This window comes from Streptomyces sp. R35 (assembly GCF_041053035.1).
GTDB classification, from domain to species: domain Bacteria; phylum Actinomycetota; class Actinomycetes; order Streptomycetales; family Streptomycetaceae; genus Streptomyces; species Streptomyces lutosisoli.
Map to the genome: position 1 here is coordinate 5,699,510 of NZ_CP163440.1, position 21,508 is coordinate 5,721,017.

Here is a 21,508-nt window from a genome sequence, read left to right on the forward strand (position 1 = left end):
GCGGCGGGGGCGAGGAAACTAGCCGGTCGAGAGCCCCGTGCCCGTGCCCGACGCGGCGGTGGCCGTAGGGACAGCCGCAGGGGCCGTTCCCTCGATGTCGATCACTGAGCCCAGCCGCAGCTGCCCGTACAGCCACTTCGCGTCGCTCGCGCGCAGACCGATCCAGCCGGTGGTGCGGTCGTAGTTGCCGGGAGCCTTCTCGTCGTAGGTGAGGCCGGCGATGTAGTTGGCCGTCCCGTCGGAGGTGCTGAACTCGATGACCCAGGGCACCTTGAGGTCGTACGCGACCTTGAAGCCGGCTTCGGTAGCGGGCAGCACCTTGGCGGGCTCCTTCGCGATGACCATCATCCGGCCCGTCCCCGTGGGCGCCCACTCAGAGCCGGAGGAGAGCGGCAGCTCGCGCCCCGCGACCGAGATGACACGCCGGGAGAGATCGACCGTGGCGTCGGCCGTCGCCGGAAGGCTCGGCGTACCGGTCGGGCTGGCGGCCGGCGCCGGCCGCTGCTCCGTGTGCCCACCGCCGAGGTTCACCGCGACAACCAGGGCGAGTGCCACGGCGGCGGAGGCACCCGCCACGGCCACGCTCGTACGCCGGCGCCGCCGCCGACGTACCGCCCGGCCGCGGATCTCCGCACCGGACAGCGCCGGGAGCGTTTCGCCTTCGGCGGCCAACTCCCTGAGGCCCGAGGTGAGTTCATCGGACACGGCCGCCCTCCCTCTCCCCCTCGTCCGCGGAGTCCGTCGAGTCCACCGAGAGCACCCGCGCCAGCGCCGCCCGGCCACGGGACAGCCGGGCCTTGACCGTGCCGACGGGGGCACCGGTTTCGGAGGCTACCTGCTCGACACTCAGGTCGCACAGATGGTGCAGAACCAGGGCCATCCGCTGCGCCTCGGGCAGCGTGCGCAGCGCGGCCACCAGGGCGGTGCGCTCGGGGTCGGGGCCCGGCGTGTGCTCGGGCGGCGGAGTGCGCCGGACCAGCTCCAGCCAGCGGCGCGCACGACGCCAGCGGCTCACCGCGAGCCGCATCGCCACGGTCCGTATCCACGCCTCGGGCGCCCCGTCGGCGAGGAACTCCCGCCGCCGGTCCCAGGCGCGTACGAACGCCTCCTGGACGACGTCCTGCGCCTCGCCGTGATCCCCGGTGAACGCGAAGAGCTGGCCGGTCAGCCGGGGGAACGCGGTCGCGTAGAACGCGTCGAACTCTTCCTCGGTCATGCCCCCCGCCGGAGTTTCCGGAATTTCCGCGGCCCGATGCAACCCGGCCGTCCGTGCCGTGCGTACAGGTCCCGTACGTCGCACATCGAAACACACCACAGGGGGATCGCGATGACCACGGGGAGCACGGGGAGTACGGGGAGTACGAGGCCAACAGATGTCAGGCGGCGGCGGATCGGTCGCGCCTGGGGTGCGGCGGCCGTGTGCGCGCTCGCGCTGGCGGGCTGCTCGGCGCGGGCCGTGGCCGACGGGAGCGGGGGCACGAGTGCAGGCACCGGGGCGGACGTGAGCGCGAAGCCGGCCGGCACCGTCACCCTCAACCCCTCACCGAAGCCCACGCCCAGCGCCACCTCCACCCCCCTCAAGTCCCTGCGGGGCGCGCGCGTCAACATCGCCGAAGGGCAGACGGTGGGCGTCGGCATGCCCATTTCCGTGACCTTCGACCACGTGATACCGGCTGTCGAACGGGCCGATGTGGAGCGGCAGTTGAAGGTCACCGCCGCTGATATCGAGGGCTCCTGGAGCTGGGTCAAGGACCGCAATCTCCTCGACGGGCAGCGCGTCGACTTCCGGCCGCGCGCGTACTGGAAGCCCGGCACGGCGGTCACCGTCCGGGCCGGTGCCGGAATCACTCGCCATTTCACGGTGGGCCGCTCCCTCGTCGCCACGGTCGATGTCCGTACACACACCATGACGGTTGAGAAGGCCGGTTCGACGCGCCGCGTGCCGATCACCGCGGGCGCCCCGGGCATGGACACCTGGAACGGCACGATGGTCGTCTCCGACAAGTCGGCCAAGGTCTTCATGGACTCGCGGACCGTCGGCTACGGCGACTCCTACGCGGGCTATTACTCCTACGCCGTCCACCTCACCACCTCCGGCACCTACCTCCACCAGAACCCGAAGGCCAACACGTACGCCGGGCACCAGAACGTCACCCACGGCTGCGTCGGGCTCGCCACCGACGGCACGGCGAAGAGGTTCTACGACGAGGTCATCCCCGGCGACGTCGTCACGGTCGTCGGCTCCAAGGACACGGTGGCCGCCGGCAACGGGTACGGCGACTGGAACGTGAGCTGGGAGCAGTGGCGGGCGGGGAGCGCCCTCTCGTGAGGCCCGCGCGAGAAATATCGGCCCCGGTGTCATCCGGGGCGGGGGTGACCGGAGTTTGGAGGAGTGGAGAGGCGCCCTCCAGTCCGATTCGTACATCGCACATCGCTACATCGCGAGGAGTTGTCCGTTCATGACACGGATACAGAAGTACATGGCCGCCACCGCGGTCGCCGTCGCACTGGTCGGGGCGCCTGCGGTGTCGTACGCCGCCTCACAGGGGAAGGCGGTGTCCGGCACGCATCAGCGGGTCACCGAGGCCAGGACCGCGATCGCCGAGGCCGCCGCCAAGAAGGCCCCTACGGCTCAGATCGTCGCCCCCGGCGAACACGTGAAGGTCCCCGGAGGCGCGGAGATCTGGCTCACGGAGGAGGGCAAGTACTGGACGACGCCCGAGTCTCCCGAGCCGCAGTTTCGCAGCGTGGTCGACGGGAACATCGACCTCACCCAGCCCGGCGTGTCGATGCAGACGGAAGGCGTGGACGGCCACTACTTCCTCTCCGGCCTCTACTACGGCGGCAAGGGCACCGCGTCCCGCGTCGAGGTGGAGACCAAGGCCGGCACCGTGCACGGCAAGCTCCTGGAGCTGGCGGGCAGGCCCGGCTGGGGCGTCTGGTACGCCACCGCCGAGGTGCCGGCCGGCGATGACAAGGGCGGCCTCGACTACTTCGGCGCCGTCACCGTCTACACCACCCACGGCAAGGTCTACTCCCAGCTGAAGCTGAACTGACCGTGCGGGCGGGGGAGTCGGGTTGTTCAGGTCTCGACTCCCCCGCACCGCCCACCCCCCCCACGTACCCGACCCCGAGGGACCGCCGGCCGTGCCGCACTACCCCACCGACGCCTCCCGAGTTCCCGCCGATGTCTTCGAAGTTCCTGTCGGCGCCTCCCAAGTCCCGGCCGACAATGGCGACTTCGCCGCGTACGCCACCGCGGCCTGGCCCCGCCTCGTGCGCACCGCGCACATGCTCACCGGCGACTTCCACGAGGCCGAGGATCTCGTCCAGACCACGCTGGCCAAGGTCTACGTACGCTGGCGGCGCATCCCGCGCGACGACGTCGACTTCTACGTACGCCGCTCGCTGGTCAACAACAACCTCAGCCGGGTGCGCAAGAGACGGGTCGCGCAGCTGCTGACGCCGTTCCTGCCCGAGCGGGTGCACCAGCGCGAGCCCGGGCATGCCGAGGCCGTCGAGCAGCGGGCGGCCCTGGACCAGGCACTGGCCGCGCTGTCGGCGCGGCAGCGTGCCGTGATGGTGCTGCGCTACTGGGAGGACCTGAACGAGGCCGAGATCGCGCAGTTGCTCGGCTGCTCGGTCGGCACGGTCAAGACGCATGCCCGGCGCGGCCTTGCGGCCCTGCGCGCCCACCCCTTGTTCGCCGGCCGACCCCCCGTTTCCGGAGCCCGCTCATGAACCACCTGTTCCGTTCCCCGCGCCCGCCGGCCGCCGAGGCCGAGCGGCTGCGCGAGGTGTTCACCGAGGCCGCGTACGACGTCACGCCCTCCGCGGTACCGCTGGCCGCCATCGAGCGCGAGGGCCGCCGGCGCGGGCGGCGCCGCAGGACCGCCGTGCTGGGCGCCGCCTGCGGGGCGCTGCTGGTGCCGCTGGCGGTGGTGGTGGTGCTCCGCGACGGCACGGCCTCCGGGCCAGGCGAGCACGTGCGGCCGCCTGCCGCGAGCGCCGGCAGCACGAGCCCCTCGCCCTCGGCGCCCGCGCCCGCGGGGAAGGTGCGGGTCGTGACACCCGGCGAGCGGGTGCGGGTCGCGCCCGGCACCAAGATCTGGCTGACCGAGGACGGCAAGCACTGGCTGGAGCCGGGGGCGCCCGGCGCCCAGTTCCGCAGCGTCACGGACGGGAACCTCGACATGAGCACCCCCGGCGTCAGCCTCCAGCAGTCGGGGGACGGGAACGGCTACTTCCTCTCCGGCATCTTCCACGGCAAGGGCGAACCGGCTCGCGTCGAGGTCAAGACCGTCGCGGGCGACCGCGACGGCACCGCGCTCACGCTCGCGGGCAAGCCCGGCTGGGGCGTCTGGTACCTGGTGATGAAGGTGCCGGACTCCGTGACATCCGCGAACAGCGTGCTCGGCATCACCAAGAGAGTCACGGTGTACGACTCGGCGGGCGGGGTGATCGCGAGCCAGGAGTTCGGGCAGTGAGGGCCGGGAGGAAGGCCGGGAAGAAGGCAGCCGCGCAAGCCCCCGTGGGCACCCGACGCGCCCTCCACCGACGCGTCCTCGCCCGCCTGGCCCGCCACCTCCGCGCCCGCCGTATCCGGGCCCGCCGCACCCGTGGCCGCCGGCTGCGGCGCGTGCTGGTCGCGCTGCTCGTCGTCCTGCTGACGCTCGTCGGCGCGGCCGTGGTGGCGTACAAGATGACGATCATCCCCGAGCCGCACCCGGAGACGGCGATGCAGAGCACGGTGTTCGTCGACGCGCACGGCGACTACCTGGGGCGGCGCGGGCCGGTCGACCGTCAGGAGGTGCCGCTCTCGCAGGTGCCGCGGCATGTGCAGGAGGCGGTGATCGCCGCGGAGAACCGTTCCTTCCGTACGGACAACGGGATCTCGCCGAGCGCGATCGCCCGGGCGGCGTGGTCGACGGTGAGCGGGGGCGGCCGGCAGGGCGGTTCCACGATCACACAGCAGTACGTGAAGAACGCGCTGCTCAGCCCGCAGCAGTCGTTGTCCCGCAAGGCGCGGGAGGCCCTGATCGCGATCAAGCTGGACCGGACGAGGTCGAAGGACGAGATCCTGGAGGGCTACCTCAACACGGTGTACTTCGGCCGGGGCGCGGCGGGCATCCAGGCGGCGGCACGCAACTACTTCGGCGTGGACGCGAAGGACCTGACCGTCAGCCAGGGAGCCGCCCTGGCCGCCATCGTCAACATCCCCTCGTACTACGAGAAGGCGGGCTCGGACGCGAAGGTGACGGCGAAGCTGACGGACCGGTGGGAGTGGGTGCTGGACGCGATGGCCGACAGCGGAGCCATCACAACGGCCCAGCGCAACGCCGCCCGCTTCCCGGCGTTCCGCTTCTATCCGCCCGGTGACACCGACGGCCAGCGCCAGTACCTGATCGACGTGGCCGCCGCGGAGGCCGCCGACCGGCTGGGCATCACCCAGGACGAGCTGGCCCGCGGCGGCTACACCGTCCGCACCACCTTCGACCTGACGGCCCAGGACGCGACGGCCGAGCTGGTGGCCGACCAGCCGGCCGAGAAGGGCACTCAGCTCCATACGGCGGTGGTCGCGCTGGTCCCCGGCGACGGTGCGGTCCGGGTCCTGTACGGCGGCGCGGACTACGCCCACCAGCCCTTCAACGACGCGCTGAACGGAGCGGTGGAGGCGGGCACGGCGCTCGTGCCGTTCACGGTGACGAAGCTGGGCCCGCCCCTGACCACCCTGGGAAGGTCCGCCGCGCCCACCCCGCTCCGGCTGGCCTCCGCGTACGCCACGGCGGCGGCGAACGGCACCTACGCCCAGCCCTACACCGTCCAGAAGATCACCCGCGGGGGCCGCACCGTCTACACGGCCCACCCGGACACGCGCACCGCGATGGACCGGCGCGCCGTGGACGTGGCCAACAAGCTCGTGTACGCCGAGGGCGGCCCGTTGCCCACGTTCACCGGCAGTGCCGGCACGCGCACCCTCTGGCACACCACGTATGACGAACGACTCGCCGTCACCGTCGCCCTCTTCGCCCAGCACCCCGCCCACGGCAAGCACCCGGCCCGAACCGCCCAGCTCCCCGCCACCGTCTCCGATCTCGCCTCCCGCGTCACGGCGGACGTACGCGGCAGACTGGCGCCGTCGTCCTGGGGGAAGCCCTGGGAGAACGTCCCGGTACCCGCGCCGACGGCCACGAAGCTGTCCGGCGGCTGAGAGCCATGAAGGCCGAGTCGGAGCGGGATCGAGACCATCAGGCCCTACCGCCCGCCGAAATAGGGCCCATACTGGCTACACGATGTCGAAATCCTCCGCGCCCCGGCGCCACCTGCCCACCAGCCCCTTCGCTGCCCCGGTCATCCCCGTGGCCAAGGAGTTCAGCCTCGGAGACCGCGTCTCCCACGACCAGTACGGCCTGGGCACGATCGTCGGCGTCGAAGAGGGCATCGCGATGCTCGTCGACTTCGGCGCCCGCCAGGTCCGCGTCCTCAGCCCCTACACCCGGATGGACCGGCTCTGACCCACCCCTCGAACGGCCCACACCGCTAGCCGTCCCCCGGCCAGCCGCACAGGCTGGCCGTATGACTGCCCCGGCGCGTGATGACCTTCCCTTCGACGATCTCGCGGACTTCGAGAACGCCGATCGGGGGTTCATCGCGGCGTTGGTGCCGGGGGTGGTCAGGGACGAGGAGGGGCGCGTCGTCTACGACGGGGACGCGTACGCGTTCTTGGACGGTGAGTGTCCGCAGACCGCGCATCCGAGTCTGTGGCGGCAGGCGCGGTTGTGTGCGCGGCAGGGGCTGTACGAGGTCACCGAGGGGGTCTATCAGGTTCGGGGGCTCGATCTCTCGAACATGACCGTCGTCGAGGGGAAGTACGGCGTGGTCGTCGTCGACCCGCTGATCTCCGCCGAGTGCGCGGCGGCCGCCCTCGCGCTGTACCGGGAGCACCGGGGACCGCGGCCCGTGACCGGGCTGATCTACACGCACTCGCACGTCGACCACTTCGGCGGGGCCCGCGGTGTGCTTCCGCACGGCAGTGAGGGCGGGCTGCCGGTGCTCGCCCCCGAGGGGTTCCTGGAGCACGCGGTCAGCGAGAACGTCCACGCGGGCAACGCCATGCTGCGGCGCGCCGCGTTCATGTACGGGCAGCACCTGCCGAAGGCGCCGGACGGGCAGATCGGCACCGGGCTCGGCACCATCACCTCCGCCGGGAGTGTCGGCCTGATCGCGCCGACCGTGGACATCACCCGTACCGGGCAGGAGGAGACCGTCGACGGGGTGCGGTTCGTCTTCCAGCTGACGCCCGGCACCGAGGCACCCGCCGAGATGAACCTCCTGCTGCGCGACCAGCGCGCCCTGTGCGTCGCCGAGAACGCCACCCACACCCTGCACAACCTGCTCACCCTGCGCGGCGCCCTGGTTCGCGACGCCCGCGTCTGGGCCCGCTACCTCGACGAGACGATCGACGTCTTCGGCGATGCGTACGACGTCGCGTTCGCCTCCCACCACTGGCCCACCTGGGGTCGGGAGAACGTCGTCCGGTTCCTCGGCGAACAGCGGGACCTGTACGCCTACCTGCACGACCAGACCCTCCGCCTCCTCAACAACGGTCTCACCGGCCCCGAGATCGCCGAGGAGCTGCGCCTGCCGCCCGACCTGGAGAACTCCTGGCACGCGCGCGGCTACTACGGATCCGTGAGCCACAACGTCAAGGCCGTCTACCAGCGGTACATGGGGTGGTACGACGGCAATCCCGCCCACCTCTGGGAGCATCCGCCCGTCGAGCTCGCCCGGCGCTACGTCGAGGTGGCGGGCGGCACGGAGCAGGCGCTGGCGAAGGCCCGTACGTACGCCGACGGCGGCGACCTCCGTTTCGCCGCCACGCTCCTCAATCACGTCGTCTTCGCCGACCCGTCGAACACCGCCGCCAAGGAAGCCCTCGCCGGTGTCTACGACCGGCTCGGGCACGGCGCCGAGAACGGCACCTGGCGCAACTTCTATCTGACGGCCGCCCTGGAACTGCGCGAGGGCCCGGCCGGCAGCGACCTCGACACCGCCGGCTCCGAGATCGCGTCCGCGCTGACCGTGAGCATGCTCCTCGACTCGCTCGCCGTCCGCATCGACGGCCCGCGCGCCTGGAACGAACACCTCACCCTCGACTTCGTCGTCATCGACGAACAGCGCCGCCACCGGGTCAACCTCCACCACGGGGCACTCACCCATCGCAGCATGCCGGTCCACCACACACCGAAGCCGCACGCGGGGCTGACGCTGATCCTCACCCGGCCCGAACTGCGCGGCCTGCTCGCCGGCCAGGGCCTCGCCGGCATCGAGACCGACGGCGACACGGAACTCCTGGCCCGCCTGCTCTCGTACGCCTCCGAGCCGGACAAGGCCTTCCCGGTCGTCACGCCGTAGCCACGGGGCGGGGTCGCTCAGCGGCGCTCGTACGGGTTGTCGGGCTGCTTCACCGTCTTCACCGCCGTGGCGTCCAGCACCGGCGGCCACGCCTCCTCCGAGCCCAGTTTCCCCTTGGGGTGCCAGGTGCCGGTGACGGTGACCCAGGTGTCGTTCACGGGGGCGTCGGCGCCCTTGATACGGATCTTGTACGTGCTCGCGTCGGCCGCACAGCACGTGATGAGCAGCCGGGCCAGGTACCAGGTGCCGTTGTCGCCCCGGGTGACGAAACCGGTCATCCGGACGGTACGGCCCGAGAGCGACCTGCCGCTGTCGTAGATCGCGCGGGAGGTGAACTGGCCGAGGGTCAGCTCCACGGGGTTCCCGGAGGGGAGCGCCGGGAAGGTGCCCACGCCCTGGGCCGCGCGCTGTGCGGCTTCGCGCTCGGCGCTGTACGAGCCGAGGGCCGGGGGCGGGAAGAGAAGCAGGGCGGCGGCGGGGACGGCGAGCAGCCAGGCGATGCGGGGGGTTGGGAACTGCTGCCCGTGTGCTGCGCGGTAGCGACTTTTGGTGAGCGTGAGTGAGTGTCGGGGCGGGTTGAGCCCTGGTTGCCTGGCTGCGTGCCGGTGGTGCCTTGCCTGTCGTGCGGCGTGTGCTGGGCCCAATTTCCGGGAGGGGAACGGGAGTTCTTGGGTCGAATGGGTGACCTTTGCGGGTGGTGCTCGTTGGGTGAGGTGGCGGGATCTTCGACCGGATGGGGGTGAACGGGTGGGCGGGCTGCGGGAGTTGGCGGCGTCGTTCGTGGTGCCTGGTCCCGCCGGGGTGGCCATTCGGGACCGGTTGCGGGTGTCGGAAGCAGACACGGCCGTGTTGCGTGAGGTCGGCGCGTTTCTCGGCTCGCTGGCCGCCGGTGATCTCGCCGTCCGGTCCCGGCAGGGGACGGCGCATGATGCCGCCGCGTGGGCGGTGCGCAAGCGGGGGTTGACGGGCTGCTCGTCGGCGCGTTGGGCGGGCAGTATCACCAAGGCCACGCATGACCAGTGGGCGCTGGCCCGGCGCGGCCAGGCAGCCCACATCGGCTGGTTGCGGGGGCAGGTCACACAGATCGAGGCGCGGCTGGCGAGGCCGCTGGGCGCCAAGGCCAGCAAGCGTGAGGGGCTGGTGCGCGGGTATGCCTCGCGGGGTGAGTGGCATGCCAAGTCCCGCCGCCTGCAGGCCCTGAAGGACCGGTTGGCGGCGGTGGAGGCGGACTGGGCGGCGGGCCGGGTGCGTGTGGTGCGCGGCGGTCGGCGGCTCGCCCACACCCGTCACCACCTGGACGACGCCGGACTGAGTCGGGAGGCGTGGCGGGAGCGGTGGGAGGCGGCGCGGATGTTCCTGGCCGCCGACGGGGAGTCCGGCAAACGCTTCGGCAACGAAACGATCCGTGTCACCGACACCGGCCGGATCTCCCTGAAACTCCCGACCACTCTCGCCCACTTGGCCAACGCGCCGCACGGCCGGTACGTGCTGGATGCGACAGTGCGGTTCAAGCACCGGGGCGAAGAGTGGCTCGACCGGATCACGGCCGACCGGGCGGTGGCCTACCGCCTCCACCACGACCTGCCGCGGGGCCGCTGGTATGTGACCGCCTCCTGGCAGCGCGCCACCGCGCCGGTCCTGCCACTGCGGGCGGCGCTGGCGCGGGGTGTGGTCGGGGTGGACATGAACGACGACCACCTCGCCGCCTGGCGCCTGGACGTGCACGGCAACCCGGTCGGCGAGCCGCAGCGCTTCTTCTACGACCTGACCGGCAGCGCAGATCACCGGGACGCGCAGATCCGGCACGCGCTGAGCCGGCTGCTGCACTACACCCGCCACGGAGGAGCGACGGCGATCGCGATCGAGGACCTCGACTTCACCGACGGCAAGGGCCGGGAGAAGCACGGCCGCAACAAACGCTTCCGCCGCCTGATCTCCCGCTTCCCCACCGCGAGGCTAAAGGCCAGACTCGTCTCGATGGCCGCCGAGCAGCAGGTGGCGATCGTCGCGGTCGACCCGGCGTACACCAGCCGGTGGGGTGCCCAGCACTGGCAGCGGCCACTGACCAGCACCAACAGGAAGACCACTCGCCACGACGCGGCAGCCGTGGCGATCGGAAGGCGCGCCCTCGGGCACCCGATCCGGCGACGGACGACACCGCCCCCACAGCACCGGAGTGATGCTGCGGGGCATCGGACCGCCCAGGCCCGACCGGACACCCGTAGGCGTGAGGAAACCCGCCCCCACCCGCCCGGACCACGCACCAGATGCGTGCCGCCCGGCCGTGGAGCGAAAGCGGGAGACCAGTGTGCCCAACACCGTTCGGGGCACACGGCTGAGCATGCGTCCTGGCAACAGGACTCGCTCCCGCTCAGTCTCTAGGAACGGTTCGGGTGTGGTCGTGGTCGTGGGCGTCGGAGTGACCGGCCTCGTCGCCTACCGGGGCTCCGCCCCAGACCCCGTGGGTTGTTCGTCGGCTGCGGGTGGGTGGGGGCTTGTCGCGCCCCGCGGCGGAGCCGCAAATGTCACAGCCCCGCGCCCCGTCTTTTAGGGGCGCGGGGAACTGCGCAATCTTTTAGGGGGTCTGGGGGCGCAGCCCCCAGGGAGGGGACGGGTAGGGGCGGCGGGGGCGAAGAACCGGGGTCAGCTTGGGGTGGGGATCTGGGGCGGGGTCTTGCCCGACATGACGTCCTGGAGGCGTTGGGTGCCGGCCTTGATGGCCTGGATGGTGGAGTCGCCGTCGGCGCCGTTGAGGCCGCCGTTGGTGATGTAGATGGCGTTGTCGCCGACCCGTACGGCACCGATGTCCAGGGTCAGCGTCGTGGGGTTGCCGTCCAGCTCACCGATCATGGTCAACTCCAGCCCCTCGCGCGCGTCACCCACGTCGGGCGGCGACGCGGACACAACCTGGACGACCTGCTTCCCGCCCTTGTTGTCGATGGCCGTGAACTGGTCGCACTTCGTCGGCAACGTCTTCATCCACGCCAGCTTCGAGTCCAGCGCGGCCCGATCGTAGGCGGCGACCTGGTAACGCATCTGCGCGTCGTTGTCGCTGTCGTCGAAGCCGGTGACGGCCTGGGCCCCCTTGGGCGTACCCAGCAGGTCCTCCGCGTACAGACCGTCCAGAAGCTGCTGGCAGTCGGCGGCGTCCCCCTTGTTCTCGACGAAGGCCGACGCGTCGACCTTGCTCTTGAGCAGCGCGTCCCGCCAGGTCGCCGCGCCCTGCGTCTCGGTCCACTGCGACCCCAGGTCGGTGTTGGTGATCAGCGCGCTCCGGGCCTGGGCCTCGGTGAGCGCGGGCGTGGCGGACGTGGCGGGGGACTTCGTGGCCAGGGGGGACGCCGAGACCTCCGTATGGCCGGAACCGTTGTCCCCGCCGCCGCTCGAGCATGCGGCCGTCGACAGCAGCATGCCCGCGGTCAGAGCGGACGCGAGGAGACAGGACGACGGACGGTTCATGACGGAGGCCTCCCGAGGACGCGGTGTGTCCTCCCACGCCACCACCGGGCACGGTCGCCCACCAGCGCACGGAGCCGTCCGGGTGAGCCGGGCCCGGCGCGCCGGGCCGCGTCCGTCGGCGGACGCCGTCCGTGGATCTGTTCGTGGATCTGTCAGAGTGGAGGTGATGCACCTGCCCCAGGGATCTTCAGCGAGCCCCAGCGACCGTTTCGAAGACGACGACTACCCCGCGTACACGATGGGCCGCGCCGCCGAGATGATCGGCGCCACCCCGGCGTTCCTGCGTGCCGTCGGCGAGGCGGGTCTGATCACCCCGCTGCGGTCCGAGGGCGGCCACCGCCGTTACTCCCGCCGCCAGCTGCGTGTCGCGGCCCGCGCCCGCGAGCTGGTCGACCAGGGCACGCCGGTCGAGGCGGCCTGCCGCATCGTCACCCTGGAGGACCGCCTCGACGAGGCCCTGCGGCTCAACGCGGAACTGCGCCGGTCGGCGACGCAGGACGCGTGACCGCCCGCTCTGCGGGGTGTCCGGCGGGCGGGGATATTTACTTCGGCCAGTGCAGAATTTGGCTCGCGGCGCCGTCAGGTTTTTTTATTCCCCGGGGCGGGGTGAGATAGTGCGCCCCCTCCCGGGCTCGTATCGTGCTAGTGTCGTTATCAGTTGCAGTTGTGGTTCCCAAAGTTTTTCCGGTGCATTTTCCGGACGGGGCAATCATTGCGGCGACGCGAGTCCACACAGTGTGGGCTCTCGAGCTTTGCCCCGAAGGAGATTTTGATATGGCTACTGGCACCGTGAAGTGGTTCAACGCGGAAAAGGGCTTCGGCTTCATCGAGCAGGACGGCGGCGGCGCCGACGTCTTCGCTCACTACTCGAACATCGCCACCCAGGGCTTCCGTGAGCTCCAGGAAGGCCAGAAGGTGACGTTCGACGTCACGCAGGGTCAGAAGGGCCCGCAGGCGGAGAACATCGTCCCCGCCTAGTCCGGGACCGCTGACGCCTGACTTCTGAGTCGGTTGATGCATACAGGTGGCCGGGGCCAGCACCGCGAGGTGCGGCCCCGGCCATCTGCTTTTTCCCGACGGTTCCGACTTCTCTGACGGCCGGCTCTGACTACTCCAGCCGGCCCAGTTGCCCCAGCTGCTCTGTCTCTTCCGTCTGTTCCGAATGAATTCCCGGGAAATTTCTCGGACGCACGCCGAGCGCGCGGCCTTACCCGCTTTCCGGTCCCGCGAAACTCAAGACCTCACCCGGTGGACGGCGGTCACACCGCCAGCACCGCACGGACCGTCTTGCCGCCGAAGCCGGTGCTGACGACCTCAAGGCTGTGGGCGAGTTCCTGGACCATCGCGAGCCCGCGCCCGCTCTCCGAGTCGGTGTCCAGCGGGCCGACGCGGGGGCGGCCCGGGCTGTCGTCGTGGACCTCGACGGTCACCTGCCCGTGCCCCAGCTGCAGCCGCAGCCGACAACCGGTGCGGCCGTGTCGTACGGCGTTGGCGACCAGTTCTGAGGCGATCAGCGTGGCGTCGTCGACCTGGTCGGCGGTCGGTGCCGCCATCCGTGGCCGCGGCCGGGTGAGAAACGCCGACGTCAACCTGCGGGCCCTGCCCGCCGATACGGCCGCACGCGGCAGTGTGTACTCCACGCGGGCGGTCGGCCGGACGGCGCGCTGGTGCGCACGCATGACGGACACCTCTCTTCCCCTCCCAGGAGAACCAGCACCCGACGGCTCCATCCCCGCCGGCCGGGACCCGCGCGACACGCTGCGCGGCCGGTCCTGCCTTCGGGTGATGCCCGCCTCTGGTGATCCGCAACCAGCGCCGTACGTCACAAAGCCGCTAAGGGTGTACGGAGGTGGGGGTGGTGGTGCGGGTGAGTGCTTTGGCCGTGGGTTGTGTGTCGGCTGCGGGCCGGTGGGGGCCGTTCGCGCAGTTCCCCGCGCCCCTGATGGCGCGGGGCTTCGCCCTGCGATTCCCCGCCCGCCCTGGTTCGTTCGGCTGTGGGACGGTGGGGGCTGGTCGCGCAGTTCCCCGCGCCCCTGATGGCGCGGGGCTTCGCCCTGCGATTCCCCGCCCGCCCTGGTTCGTTCGGCTGTGGGACGGTGGGGGCTGGTCGTGCAGTTCCCCGCGCCCCTGATGGCGCGGGGCTTCGCCCTGCGATTCCCCGCCCGCCCTGGTTCGTTCGGCTGCGGGCCGGTGGGGGCTGGTCGCGCAGTTCCCCGCGCCCCTGATGGCGCGGGGCTTCGCCCTGCGATTCCCCGCCCGCCCTGGTTCGTTCGGCTGTGGGACGGTGGGGGCTGGTCGTGCAGTTCCCCGCGCCCCTGATGGCGCGGGGCTTCGCCCTGCGATTCCCCGCCCGCCCTGGTTCGTTCGGCTGTGGGACGGTGGGGGCTGGTCGCGCAGTTCCCCGCGCCCCTAACAGGGGCGCGGGGAACTGCGCAATCTTTTAGGGGGGTCTGGGGGCGCAGCCCCCAGGGATGGGACGGGTAGGGGCGGCGGGGGCGAGAACGCCTCTACGGACGGCCCTCCAGGCGGAAGTCCTCGTAGTCGAAGCCGGGTGCCACGACGCAGCTGACCAGTACTTCCTGGTCTGTTGCTGGGCGGGCGGCCTGCCAGACTCCGCCGGGTACGAGGGCCTGGGGGCGCTCGCCGTCCTCGACGGCGGGGCCGAGGCGGACGACCGTCGGTTCGGGATCGGGCCTGTCGCCGTCGCCGCCGAGGACAAGTTCCAGGGGGCCGCCGCGGTGCCAGAGCCAGAGTTCGTCGGAGCGCACCGTGTGCCACGCGGATGTGTCTCCGGGGGCGAGCAGGAAGTAGATGCCGGTCGCGGCGGCACGGGGGCCGGGGTAGCCGTCGGGCCGGAAGGTCTGCTCCGCGCGCCATGTCTCGACGAACCAGCCGCCTTCGGGGTGCGGCCGCATGCCGAGGGCGGTGGCTGTCGCCGGTATGCCGGACGTCTCGGAGGAGGGAGAGGTCATCACATGCCCTTGCTGGGAGTGGGGTGGAGTGGGAGTCGTCGGTGTCGGAGTCGGTTTCGGCTCACTCCTCTTAGGGCAATCTCTGGCCCCGGGTCAACGCCCCGTAGCCGCACGGGGCGGTCGCGCGGCGGCTCCCGCCCCTCCTCGCAAAGGCTTTCTCCAACTCCTGGTGAACTCCACGGAATGTCTGAAAGGGTGCGCAGATGCCGACCCTTCACAGAAAACTGCTAGGTCTGCTTCCCCGGATCGGGGTGCGGGTGCTGGATCTCGGTTCGGGCGCGGCGGTGGTCTACCGGCGGGGTGAGCGCACCCGCGTTCCGGTGGGGCCGCGGGCCGATCTGGTGCTGCGCGGCACGGCGGGGGCCTCCTGGAAGGACGTGGCGCTCGGGGACTCGGGTGCGCGGCTGCTTCTCGACGAGAAGGCGGCGGCGGCCGACGAACGCCGGTTCCAGGTGGCGGCCGCCGCGTATCTGTGCGGTCAGCACGTCGCCGCGCTGCTGGAGCGCTGCGAGGTGAACTGTGTCTTCGACGTGGGTGCCAACTCCGGCCAGTACGGGCGGCAGTTGCGCCGCCTCGGCTACCGGGGCCGGATCGTCTCCTTCGAACCCACGGCGGAGGCGTTCGGCAAGCTCCAGAAGGCCGCCGAGGGTGATCCGGAGTGGTGGGTGCACCGGATCGGGCTGGGGCGCGAGGACGCCACCCAGTCCATCAATGTGGGCTGGAACACCATGAACTCCCTTCTCCAGCCCAGCGATTACGGCAAGGACCGCTACAAGCGGTTCGCGAAGTCCCGTACCGAGGACATCGAGATCCGCCGGCTCGACGGCATGATGGACAAGGCGCTCGCCGGGATCACCGATCCCCGGCCCTATCTGAAGATGGACACCCAGGGGTACGACCTGGAGGTCTTCGCGGGTGCCGGGGAACGAGTCGCCGCATTCGTCGGGATGCAGTCCGAGGTCGCCACGCTGCGGCTGTACGAGGGCAGTCCGCGGATGGCCGAGTCGATCGCCGTGTACGAGGGCAGCGGATTCGAGATCACCGGCATGTACCCGGTGTCGCGGGAACCGGCCACCGGGCGGGTGGTCGAGTTCGACTGCGTGATGGTGCGCGCGGACGCGGTACCGCGGAGCGGCTGATTACGCCGGGTACGCGTGCGTCTGTGTCGCCTTCACCGTCGCCCACACCGGGGCGCCCGGATGCAGGTCGAGTTCCGCCACCGCGACCGTCGTCAGGTCGGCGGCCAGGGGGAGTTCGCCGGTCAGGTCCACCCGGATCTGGTCGCCGTGTGTTTCCAGGCCGCCGACCCGGCACTGCCACAGGTTGCGGGCGCTGGAGCCGGTGGGGCGGTCGCGGTAGAGGGTGACGGCGCCGGGCGGGAAGGCCACGAACACCGGGCCGGTCAGGTCCTCGGTGGTGGTGATCGTGGTCGTCGCCGCGCCCGTGCCCGCGCCCGTGTCCAGCCGGACCTCGTGGCCCTCGGCCTGCCCCTGGTAGAGGTTGAGGCCGACCAGCTGGGCGATGTAGTCGGTGCGCGGATGGCGGGCGATGTCGGAGGGGGTGCCCTCCTGGACGACCCGGCCGTGTTCGACGACCACCAGCCGCTCGGCCAGCACCATCGCGTCCAGCGGGTCGTGCGTCACGAGTACGGCGACGGCCTCGAAGCCGGCCAGATGGCGCCGGAGCTGGGCCCGGACGTCGAGGCGCGTGCGGGCGTCCAGCGCGGCCAGCGGTTCGTCGAGCAGGAGCAGCCGGGGGTGCGTGGCCAGTGCGCGGGCGAGGGCGACGCGTTGTGCCTGGCCGCCGGAGAGCCGGCGTGGCTTGGCTCCGGCGTGGTCGGCCAGGCCCATGCGCTCCAGCCAGGCCGCCGCCTGCGCCCGGGCCTCCGTCTTGGGCACGCCCTGGCAGCGCGGTCCGAAGGCGACGTTGTCGAGCGCGGTCAGGTGCGGGAAGAGCAGATAGTCCTGGAAGACGACGCCGACGGGGCGGGACTCGGGTGGCGTACGGTCCAGGGCCGCGCCGTCCAGCCGCAGGTGGCCGCCGTCCGACAGCGGGGTGAGTCCGGCCAGGGCGCGGAGCGCGGTGGACTTACCGGCGCCGTTGGGGCCGAGCAGCGCGACGACGTCACCGGGCGCGGCCGACAGCGACACGTCGAGGTGGAAGGAGCCGCGGTGGACGACCAGGCGGGCGTCCAGGCCCTTGTCGGAGACGGACTCGGTGGCGGGGGTGAGGTCCGTCATGAGGCCGCCTCCCCTTCGCACACGTCTGAGTCGATGTCTTCGCCTGCGTCGCTCACGTGCTTCATGACGCCGCCGTCATCCATCGGCCCCGCAACCCCGCAAGGACGGTGATCGACACAATCAGCAGCACCAGGCTCAGCGCGATCGCGGCGGCCGGGTCGCTCTGCAGGGCCAAGTAGACCGCCAGCGGCATCGTCTGCGTACGGCCGGGGAAGTTGCCCGCGAAGGTGATCGTCGCGCCGAACTCGCCGAGTGCGCGGGCCCACGCCAGTACGGAACCGGCCGCGATGCCGGGCGCGATCAGCGGCAGGGTGACCCGGCGGAACGCGGTGAAGCGGGAGGCGCCGAGGGTCGCGGCGGCCTCCTCGTAGCGCGGGTCGGCGGACCGCAGGGTGCCCTCCACGCTGATGACGAGGAACGGCATCGCGACGAACGCCTCGGCCACGACCACCCCGGCCGTGGTGAACGGCAGGGTGATCCCGAACCACGAGTCCAGCCACTGCCCGACGACGCCGTTGCGGCCGAGGGCGAGGAGCAGCGCGACACCGCCGACCACCGGGGGCAGGACGAGCGGCAGGGTGACCAGGGCCCGTACGAAGCCGCGCCCCGGGAAGTCGGTCCGGGCGAGGAGCCAGGCGAGCGGCACGCCGAGGACCAGGCTCACCGCGGTGGCCGCCGTCGCGGTGACCAGGGACAGCTGGAGGGCCTGCCAGACCTCCGGACTGGTCAGCTGGTGCGGCAGGCTGCGCCAGGGGGCCCGGACGAGCAGGGCGATCAGGGGGAGGAGCAGGAAGGCCAGGCCGGCGAGGGCGGGCAGCAGCAGGGGAAGCGGAGCCCCACGGCGCGCACCCGCCCCGACGCGCCGACGCCGCGGCCCACCCGTGAGGGTGTCGGCCGCGGCGTCCGGCTTGCCCAGCTGCGTGGTCACGGCTTGAGGAACCCTGCCGCCGTCAGCACCTTCTGGCCCTCGGCGGACGTCACGAGCTCGATGAACGCCTTGGCCGCGGCCGCGTTGGGCGCGTCCTTGAGCAGGGTGATCGGGTAGTCGTTGATGGCCTTGGCCGACTCGGGGAACTCCACGCCCTCCACCTTGTCACCCGCCGCCTTCACATCGGTCTTGTAGACGACGGCGGCGTCGGCCTCCTTCAGCTCCACCTTCGCCAGGGCGCTCTTGACGTCCTGCTCGTACGAGACCGGGGTGAGCTTGAGGCTGCCGGCGTCCAGCGCCTTCTGCGCGGCGGCGCCGCACGGCACCGTCTTGTCGCAGAGTACGACCTTGAGGCCGGACTTGGTGAGGTCCTTCAGGGAGGCGACCTTGTCGGGGTTGCCGGGCAGGGTCGCGATCTCCAGCTGGTTGCGGACGAAGATGGCCGGGGTGCCGACCCCGTCCTTCGCGTCGGTCACGATCGCCATCGTCTTGGGGCTCGCGGCGGCGAAGACGTCGGCCGGGGCTCCCCCGGTGATGCTCGCGGCGAGCGTGTCGCTGCCGCCGAAGCTGAAGGTCACCTTCGTACCGGGGTGGGCCTTCTCGAACTCCTTGCCCAGCGTCGTGAAGCTCTCCTTGAGCGAGGCGGCGGCGAAGACGGTCACCGTGCCCGACAGCTTCGGCGACGAGGACGACGAGGCCGACGGGTCCGACTTGGCCGACGAGTCGTCGGAGGAGGAGCAGGCGCTCAGGGCCAGCAGCGCGGCGGCACCGGCACCGGCCACCTGCAAGGTCCGGCGGGTCCGGCGGGCGTAACGGGTCATCACGGGTCTACTCCCTCTGAAGCTCTGATGCTCTGAGCTGTGCGGCTCTCTCAAGCTTTAGCCGAGCATACGCAGATCATACTTCCGCATATGCAAGCCGTAAGTCTCCTGTCACATCGCATGAGCTGCGTGATTGACCTTGGGATGTATGCATGTGCGTTTGTACGGGACGGTCTGCTGGGTACGGTCTTTCGGGAGGTGCTGCCCAGTGAGCCAGTCCCTGACCCCGTCCGTGCACCAGCCGCCCGCTCCCGCCCTCGCGGAGCTGGACCTGACCGGAGACCTCGCCCGGCCCGCCCGGCTGACCGTGGCCGCTGCTGCATGACGTCCTGCGGGACGCCGGGCCCGGTTTCGACCCGGCCCGCCGCAAGGACCGGCTGCGCTTCCTCATCGCGGTGACCGGGGCGGGCGGCCACCATGCCCTGCTGACCTGGGCCGAGATCGACCCGGACTTCGCCGACGCCCCGGTCCTGCTCGCGGTCGGCATCGACGACACCCCGCTCGACCGGGCCGGCCCCCAGCTGGTCCTGCCGCAGGACCGCTGCGGGGCCCGGCACATCAGCGGGATCAACGCGATACGGGTGGACGGACGCTACCCGTCCTGGACAGCCGAGCCGGCCGACACGCTGCTCACCGGCATACCGGCGGAGGTGCGGAGCGCGTTCAGCCGGACCGTGCTGGGCGGGCTGCTCGACCCCAGGAGCGCGTCCGCCGCCGTGCTCCTTGAGACCCTGGAGACCTTCCTGCGCTGCGACGGCTCCTGGGCGCGCACGGCCGAGGCGCTGCACCTGCACGTCAACACCGTCCACTACCGCATCGGGCGCATCGAGCACGTCGCCGGCCGCGACCTGTCCCGCCTCCACGACCGCCTCGGCCTGCGGGCCGCCCTGCTGTGCCGGGAGCGGCCCGGGCGGTGACCCGGTCGGTGGCAGAAAGGCTTGCGGTCTGCGAACGTGAGCCGCCGAGGTGACGTGATCGGCCGACGGGAACGGGAGGTGTGACCCATGCTGCTGCGTCAGCTGGAGTACCTGGTCGCGCTCGCCCGGGAGCGGCACTTCGCCCGCGCGGCGGCCGCCTGCTTCGTGTCCCAGCCGTCGCTGTCCGCCGCGATACGCCGCCTGGAGCACGAGCTGGACGTGCCGATCGTGCGCCGGGACAGGAGGTACGAGGGGCTCACCCCGGAGGGCGAGGTGGTCCTCGCCTGGGCGCACCGCATCCTCGCCGAGCGGGACGCCCTGCACCAGGAGCTGTCGGCACTGCGCGGCGGACTGGCCGGCACCCTGCGGCTGGGGATCGTGCCGACCGCGCTGCCGGCGGCCTCCCTGCTCACCACGCCTTTCTGCGAGCGGCATCCGGGGGCCCGGGTCAGCCTGGAGTCGCTGTCGTCCGCCGAGATCACCCACGGTCTCGCCGAGTTCGAGCTGGACGCGGCGATGACGTATCTCGACGACGACGAGCTCCGTCACGTACGCCGCTTCCCGCTGTACGAGGAGCGGTACGTGCTCCTCACCCCGGCCGACGGTCCGCTCGCCACCGCGTCCACCGCACGCTGGGCCGACGTGGCCGCCCTGCCGCTGTGCCTGCTCAGCCCCCGCATGCGCAACCGGCGGATCATCGACGAGTGCTTCGCCGCCGACGGTGCGACGGCCGCCCCGGCGATCGAGTCGGACAGTGTCGCCGGGCTGTACGCGCATCTGCCCGGCGGCCGCTGGTCCAGCGTGATCTCGCACGCCTGGCTGCACATGTTCGGGGTGCCGGACGGGCTGCGGGTGGTGCCGCTGGTGGGGCCCGCGCACGGGCCGCGGGTGGGGCTCGTCGTGGCCCGGAGCGAGCCTCAGTCCGTGCTGGCCGAGGCGCTGTTGAAGGTCGCGCGGGAGGTCGGGGTACGGGACGCGCTGGACGCGCTGCTGAAGACGTATCTGGGTGCGGGGGGTTGAGCGGGCCCCGCGTGCACGGGCCGCGGGAGTTGATAGGAGCGCGCTATCCGGGCATAGCAACGTTCGCTTTGACCAGTGCATTCGCCTCCGAGGATCGTGAAAGCACCTTCCGATCAACGGAGTTGAGGAGAGCCGCGACATGGCCAAGGTGCTCTGTGTGACGACACCGGCCCCCTGAACCCGGGGGTCCCCGCTCAGGCGCGGTCGATGTGCACGTTGGTGGACTTCACCCGCGCCGTGGCCTCCATGCCGACCTCCAGGCCCAGCTCCTCCACGGCCTCCCGGGTCAGCAGGGAGACCAGCCGGTGCGGGCCCGCCTGGATCTCGACCTGGGCCGCGACATCGCCCAGCTTGACGGCGGTGACGATGCCGGGGAACGCGTTGCGCACGGAGGTGTAGGAGGCGTCTTCCTCGCCACCGGTCTTCGCGAGCTCCACCGAGAACGCGGCGAGATCCCGCCCGTCGATGAGCCGCCGCCCGCCCTCGTCCCGATGCGTGGCCACCCGCCCGGCGTCCGCCCACCGCCGGGCGGTGTCGGGGCTCACGCCGAGGAGCCGGGCGGCCTGGCCGATGGTGTACGACTGCATGCGCGTGACGATAGGTCGGAAATCCTCGCACCTGCAAGCCAGGACTCGCGGAGGGCCAGGCCCAGGTCGGGGCGAGGGGTTTGGAGCCGCTGCCGCTGGAGTGTGCTCGAGCGTGTTCTGGTGAGCGGGAGCGAGTGCCGTGGTCTTGG

At 71.5% G+C, this 21,508-nt stretch carries 23 protein-coding genes and 1 pseudogene; 14 read left to right on the forward strand and 10 right to left on the reverse strand.

What is annotated here, in order from left to right:
• Positions 1-18 precede the first annotated feature (18 nt).
• Both AB5J50_RS26075 and AB5J50_RS26080 read right to left on the reverse strand, forming a co-directional pair.
• Positions 19-705: a L,D-transpeptidase gene (locus AB5J50_RS26075; protein ID WP_369260709.1), complete on the reverse strand. Its 687-nt coding sequence runs from the start codon at positions 703-705 to the stop codon at positions 19-21.
• Positions 695-1,216, reverse strand: a complete 522-nt coding sequence (locus AB5J50_RS26080) for a SigE family RNA polymerase sigma factor (protein WP_327430199.1) — start codon at positions 1,214-1,216, stop codon at positions 695-697. The genes AB5J50_RS26075 and AB5J50_RS26080 overlap by 11 nt, the downstream gene beginning before the upstream one ends.
• A 285-nt stretch (positions 1,217-1,501) precedes the next feature.
• Between AB5J50_RS26080 and AB5J50_RS26085 the strand changes: the two genes are divergently transcribed.
• From AB5J50_RS26085 to AB5J50_RS26115, 7 genes are all read left to right on the forward strand, one after another.
• Positions 1,502-2,329, forward strand: coding sequence for a L,D-transpeptidase (locus tag AB5J50_RS26085; protein WP_369260710.1), 828 nt, complete (start codon positions 1,502-1,504; stop codon positions 2,327-2,329).
• A gap of 130 nt (positions 2,330-2,459) precedes the next feature.
• On the forward strand, positions 2,460-3,056 hold the full coding sequence (locus AB5J50_RS26090; RefSeq protein ID WP_369260711.1) for a hypothetical protein: 597 nt from the start codon (positions 2,460-2,462) through the stop codon (positions 3,054-3,056).
• Between the two features lie 91 nt (positions 3,057-3,147).
• Entirely contained in the window at positions 3,148-3,741 is a 594-nt protein-coding gene (locus AB5J50_RS26095; protein WP_369260712.1) for a SigE family RNA polymerase sigma factor, read from the forward strand.
• Positions 3,738-4,487, forward strand: a complete 750-nt coding sequence (locus AB5J50_RS26100) for a hypothetical protein (RefSeq protein WP_369260713.1) — start codon at positions 3,738-3,740, stop codon at positions 4,485-4,487. The genes AB5J50_RS26095 and AB5J50_RS26100 overlap by 4 nt, the downstream gene beginning before the upstream one ends.
• The gene (locus AB5J50_RS26105) at positions 4,484-6,211 is read left to right on the forward strand and encodes a transglycosylase domain-containing protein (RefSeq protein WP_369260714.1); all 1,728 of its coding nucleotides are present in this window, start codon (positions 4,484-4,486) and stop codon (positions 6,209-6,211) included. The genes AB5J50_RS26100 and AB5J50_RS26105 overlap by 4 nt, the downstream gene beginning before the upstream one ends.
• An 82-nt stretch (positions 6,212-6,293) precedes the next feature.
• Entirely contained in the window at positions 6,294-6,515 is a 222-nt protein-coding gene (locus AB5J50_RS26110) for a hypothetical protein (protein WP_327430204.1), read from the forward strand.
• 61 nt (positions 6,516-6,576) lie between these two features.
• Positions 6,577-8,415 (forward strand): alkyl/aryl-sulfatase, encoded by a 1,839-nt coding sequence (locus AB5J50_RS26115; protein ID WP_369260715.1) that lies wholly within the window; start codon positions 6,577-6,579, stop codon positions 8,413-8,415.
• A gap of 17 nt (positions 8,416-8,432) precedes the next feature.
• Here the strand turns inward: AB5J50_RS26115 and AB5J50_RS26120 are convergent, their stop codons facing one another.
• Positions 8,433-9,059, reverse strand: coding sequence for a TIGR03943 family protein (locus tag AB5J50_RS26120; RefSeq protein ID WP_369260716.1), 627 nt, complete (start codon positions 9,057-9,059; stop codon positions 8,433-8,435).
• A 181-nt stretch (positions 9,060-9,240) separates the two neighbouring features.
• On the opposite strand from AB5J50_RS26120, the gene AB5J50_RS26125 reads away from it, so the two are divergent.
• Positions 9,241-10,797 carry an IS200/IS605 family accessory protein TnpB-related protein gene (locus AB5J50_RS26125; RefSeq protein WP_369260717.1) on the forward strand — a complete coding sequence of 519 codons (1,557 nt, stop codon included), beginning with the start codon at positions 9,241-9,243 and terminating at the stop codon, positions 10,795-10,797.
• Positions 10,798-11,058: 261 nt separating this feature from the next.
• Here the strand turns inward: AB5J50_RS26125 and AB5J50_RS26130 are convergent, their stop codons facing one another.
• Positions 11,059-11,874: a hypothetical protein gene (locus AB5J50_RS26130; protein WP_369260718.1), complete on the reverse strand. Its 816-nt coding sequence runs from the start codon at positions 11,872-11,874 to the stop codon at positions 11,059-11,061.
• A gap of 166 nt (positions 11,875-12,040) precedes the next feature.
• Between AB5J50_RS26130 and AB5J50_RS26135 the strand changes: the two genes are divergently transcribed.
• Positions 12,041-12,379: a MerR family transcriptional regulator gene (locus tag AB5J50_RS26135; protein WP_327430208.1), complete on the forward strand. Its 339-nt coding sequence runs from the start codon at positions 12,041-12,043 to the stop codon at positions 12,377-12,379.
• 269 nt (positions 12,380-12,648) lie between these two features.
• Positions 12,649-12,852: a cold-shock protein gene (locus tag AB5J50_RS26140; protein WP_010986199.1), complete on the forward strand. Its 204-nt coding sequence runs from the start codon at positions 12,649-12,651 to the stop codon at positions 12,850-12,852.
• A 281-nt stretch (positions 12,853-13,133) separates the two neighbouring features.
• Here the strand turns inward: AB5J50_RS26140 and AB5J50_RS26145 are convergent, their stop codons facing one another.
• Positions 13,134-13,553, reverse strand: coding sequence for an ATP-binding protein (locus AB5J50_RS26145; protein ID WP_369260719.1), 420 nt, complete (start codon positions 13,551-13,553; stop codon positions 13,134-13,136).
• An 828-nt stretch (positions 13,554-14,381) separates the two neighbouring features.
• Complete coding sequence (locus AB5J50_RS26150; RefSeq protein WP_369260720.1) at positions 14,382-14,846, reverse strand: cupin domain-containing protein; 465 nt, start codon at positions 14,844-14,846, stop codon at positions 14,382-14,384.
• A gap of 203 nt (positions 14,847-15,049) precedes the next feature.
• Between AB5J50_RS26150 and AB5J50_RS26155 the strand changes: the two genes are divergently transcribed.
• Positions 15,050-15,985, forward strand: coding sequence for an FkbM family methyltransferase (locus AB5J50_RS26155; RefSeq protein WP_369260721.1), 936 nt, complete (start codon positions 15,050-15,052; stop codon positions 15,983-15,985).
• Here the strand turns inward: AB5J50_RS26155 and AB5J50_RS26160 are convergent, their stop codons facing one another.
• From AB5J50_RS26160 to modA, 3 genes are all read right to left on the reverse strand, one after another.
• Entirely contained in the window at positions 15,986-17,086 is a 1,101-nt protein-coding gene (locus tag AB5J50_RS26160) for an ABC transporter ATP-binding protein (RefSeq protein WP_369260722.1), read from the reverse strand. It abuts the gene before it with no gap.
• Positions 17,087-17,147: 61 nt separating this feature from the next.
• Positions 17,148-18,014 carry an ABC transporter permease gene (locus AB5J50_RS26165; RefSeq protein ID WP_369260723.1) on the reverse strand — a complete coding sequence of 289 codons (867 nt, stop codon included), beginning with the start codon at positions 18,012-18,014 and terminating at the stop codon, positions 17,148-17,150.
• Positions 18,011-18,835 (reverse strand): molybdate ABC transporter substrate-binding protein, encoded by an 825-nt coding sequence (gene modA, locus AB5J50_RS26170; RefSeq protein ID WP_369260724.1) that lies wholly within the window; start codon positions 18,833-18,835, stop codon positions 18,011-18,013. Before modA ends, AB5J50_RS26165 begins: the two co-directional genes overlap by 4 nt.
• A 220-nt stretch (positions 18,836-19,055) precedes the next feature.
• Here modA and AB5J50_RS26175 point away from each other — a divergent pair.
• From AB5J50_RS26175 to AB5J50_RS26185, 3 genes and pseudogenes are all read left to right on the forward strand, one after another.
• Positions 19,056-19,443, forward strand: a pseudogene (locus tag AB5J50_RS26175) (hypothetical protein); the annotation flags it as partial.
• Positions 19,444-19,551: 108 nt separating this feature from the next.
• A complete protein-coding gene (locus AB5J50_RS26180; RefSeq protein WP_369265516.1) occupies positions 19,552-19,752 on the forward strand; it encodes a PucR family transcriptional regulator in 201 nt (66 codons plus the stop codon).
• An 87-nt stretch (positions 19,753-19,839) separates the two neighbouring features.
• Positions 19,840-20,772 (forward strand): LysR substrate-binding domain-containing protein, encoded by a 933-nt coding sequence (locus tag AB5J50_RS26185; RefSeq protein WP_369260725.1) that lies wholly within the window; start codon positions 19,840-19,842, stop codon positions 20,770-20,772.
• 194 nt (positions 20,773-20,966) lie between these two features.
• Here AB5J50_RS26185 and AB5J50_RS26190 read toward each other — a convergent pair whose 3' ends face one another.
• Positions 20,967-21,359, reverse strand: a complete 393-nt coding sequence (locus tag AB5J50_RS26190; protein WP_330305928.1) for a helix-turn-helix transcriptional regulator — start codon at positions 21,357-21,359, stop codon at positions 20,967-20,969.
• Positions 21,360-21,508 lie beyond the last annotated feature (149 nt).

Excerpts from the sequence above, each read along its gene's own strand:
- AB5J50_RS26080 (WP_327430199.1), bottom strand. The coding sequence starts at position 1,216 with ATGACCGAGGAAGAGTTCGACGCGTTCTACGCGACCGCGTTCCCCCGG.
- AB5J50_RS26090 (WP_369260711.1), top strand. The coding sequence starts at position 2,460 with ATGACACGGATACAGAAGTACATGGCCGCCACCGCGGTCGCCGTCGCA.
- AB5J50_RS26100 (WP_369260713.1), top strand. The coding sequence starts at position 3,738 with ATGAACCACCTGTTCCGTTCCCCGCGCCCGCCGGCCGCCGAGGCCGAG.
- AB5J50_RS26110 (WP_327430204.1), top strand. The coding sequence starts at position 6,294 with ATGTCGAAATCCTCCGCGCCCCGGCGCCACCTGCCCACCAGCCCCTTC.
- AB5J50_RS26115 (WP_369260715.1), top strand. The coding sequence starts at position 6,577 with ATGACTGCCCCGGCGCGTGATGACCTTCCCTTCGACGATCTCGCGGAC.
- AB5J50_RS26130 (WP_369260718.1), bottom strand. The coding sequence starts at position 11,874 with ATGAACCGTCCGTCGTCCTGTCTCCTCGCGTCCGCTCTGACCGCGGGC.
- AB5J50_RS26135 (WP_327430208.1), top strand. The coding sequence starts at position 12,041 with ATGCACCTGCCCCAGGGATCTTCAGCGAGCCCCAGCGACCGTTTCGAA.
- AB5J50_RS26140 (WP_010986199.1), top strand. The coding sequence starts at position 12,649 with ATGGCTACTGGCACCGTGAAGTGGTTCAACGCGGAAAAGGGCTTCGGC.
- AB5J50_RS26145 (WP_369260719.1), bottom strand. The coding sequence starts at position 13,553 with ATGCGTGCGCACCAGCGCGCCGTCCGGCCGACCGCCCGCGTGGAGTAC.
- AB5J50_RS26150 (WP_369260720.1), bottom strand. The coding sequence starts at position 14,846 with ATGACCTCTCCCTCCTCCGAGACGTCCGGCATACCGGCGACAGCCACC.
- AB5J50_RS26155 (WP_369260721.1), top strand. The coding sequence starts at position 15,050 with ATGCCGACCCTTCACAGAAAACTGCTAGGTCTGCTTCCCCGGATCGGG.
- AB5J50_RS26160 (WP_369260722.1), bottom strand. The coding sequence starts at position 17,086 with ATGACGGACCTCACCCCCGCCACCGAGTCCGTCTCCGACAAGGGCCTG.
- modA (WP_369260724.1), bottom strand. The coding sequence starts at position 18,835 with ATGACCCGTTACGCCCGCCGGACCCGCCGGACCTTGCAGGTGGCCGGT.
- AB5J50_RS26185 (WP_369260725.1), top strand. The coding sequence starts at position 19,840 with ATGCTGCTGCGTCAGCTGGAGTACCTGGTCGCGCTCGCCCGGGAGCGG.
- AB5J50_RS26190 (WP_330305928.1), bottom strand. The coding sequence starts at position 21,359 with ATGCAGTCGTACACCATCGGCCAGGCCGCCCGGCTCCTCGGCGTGAGC.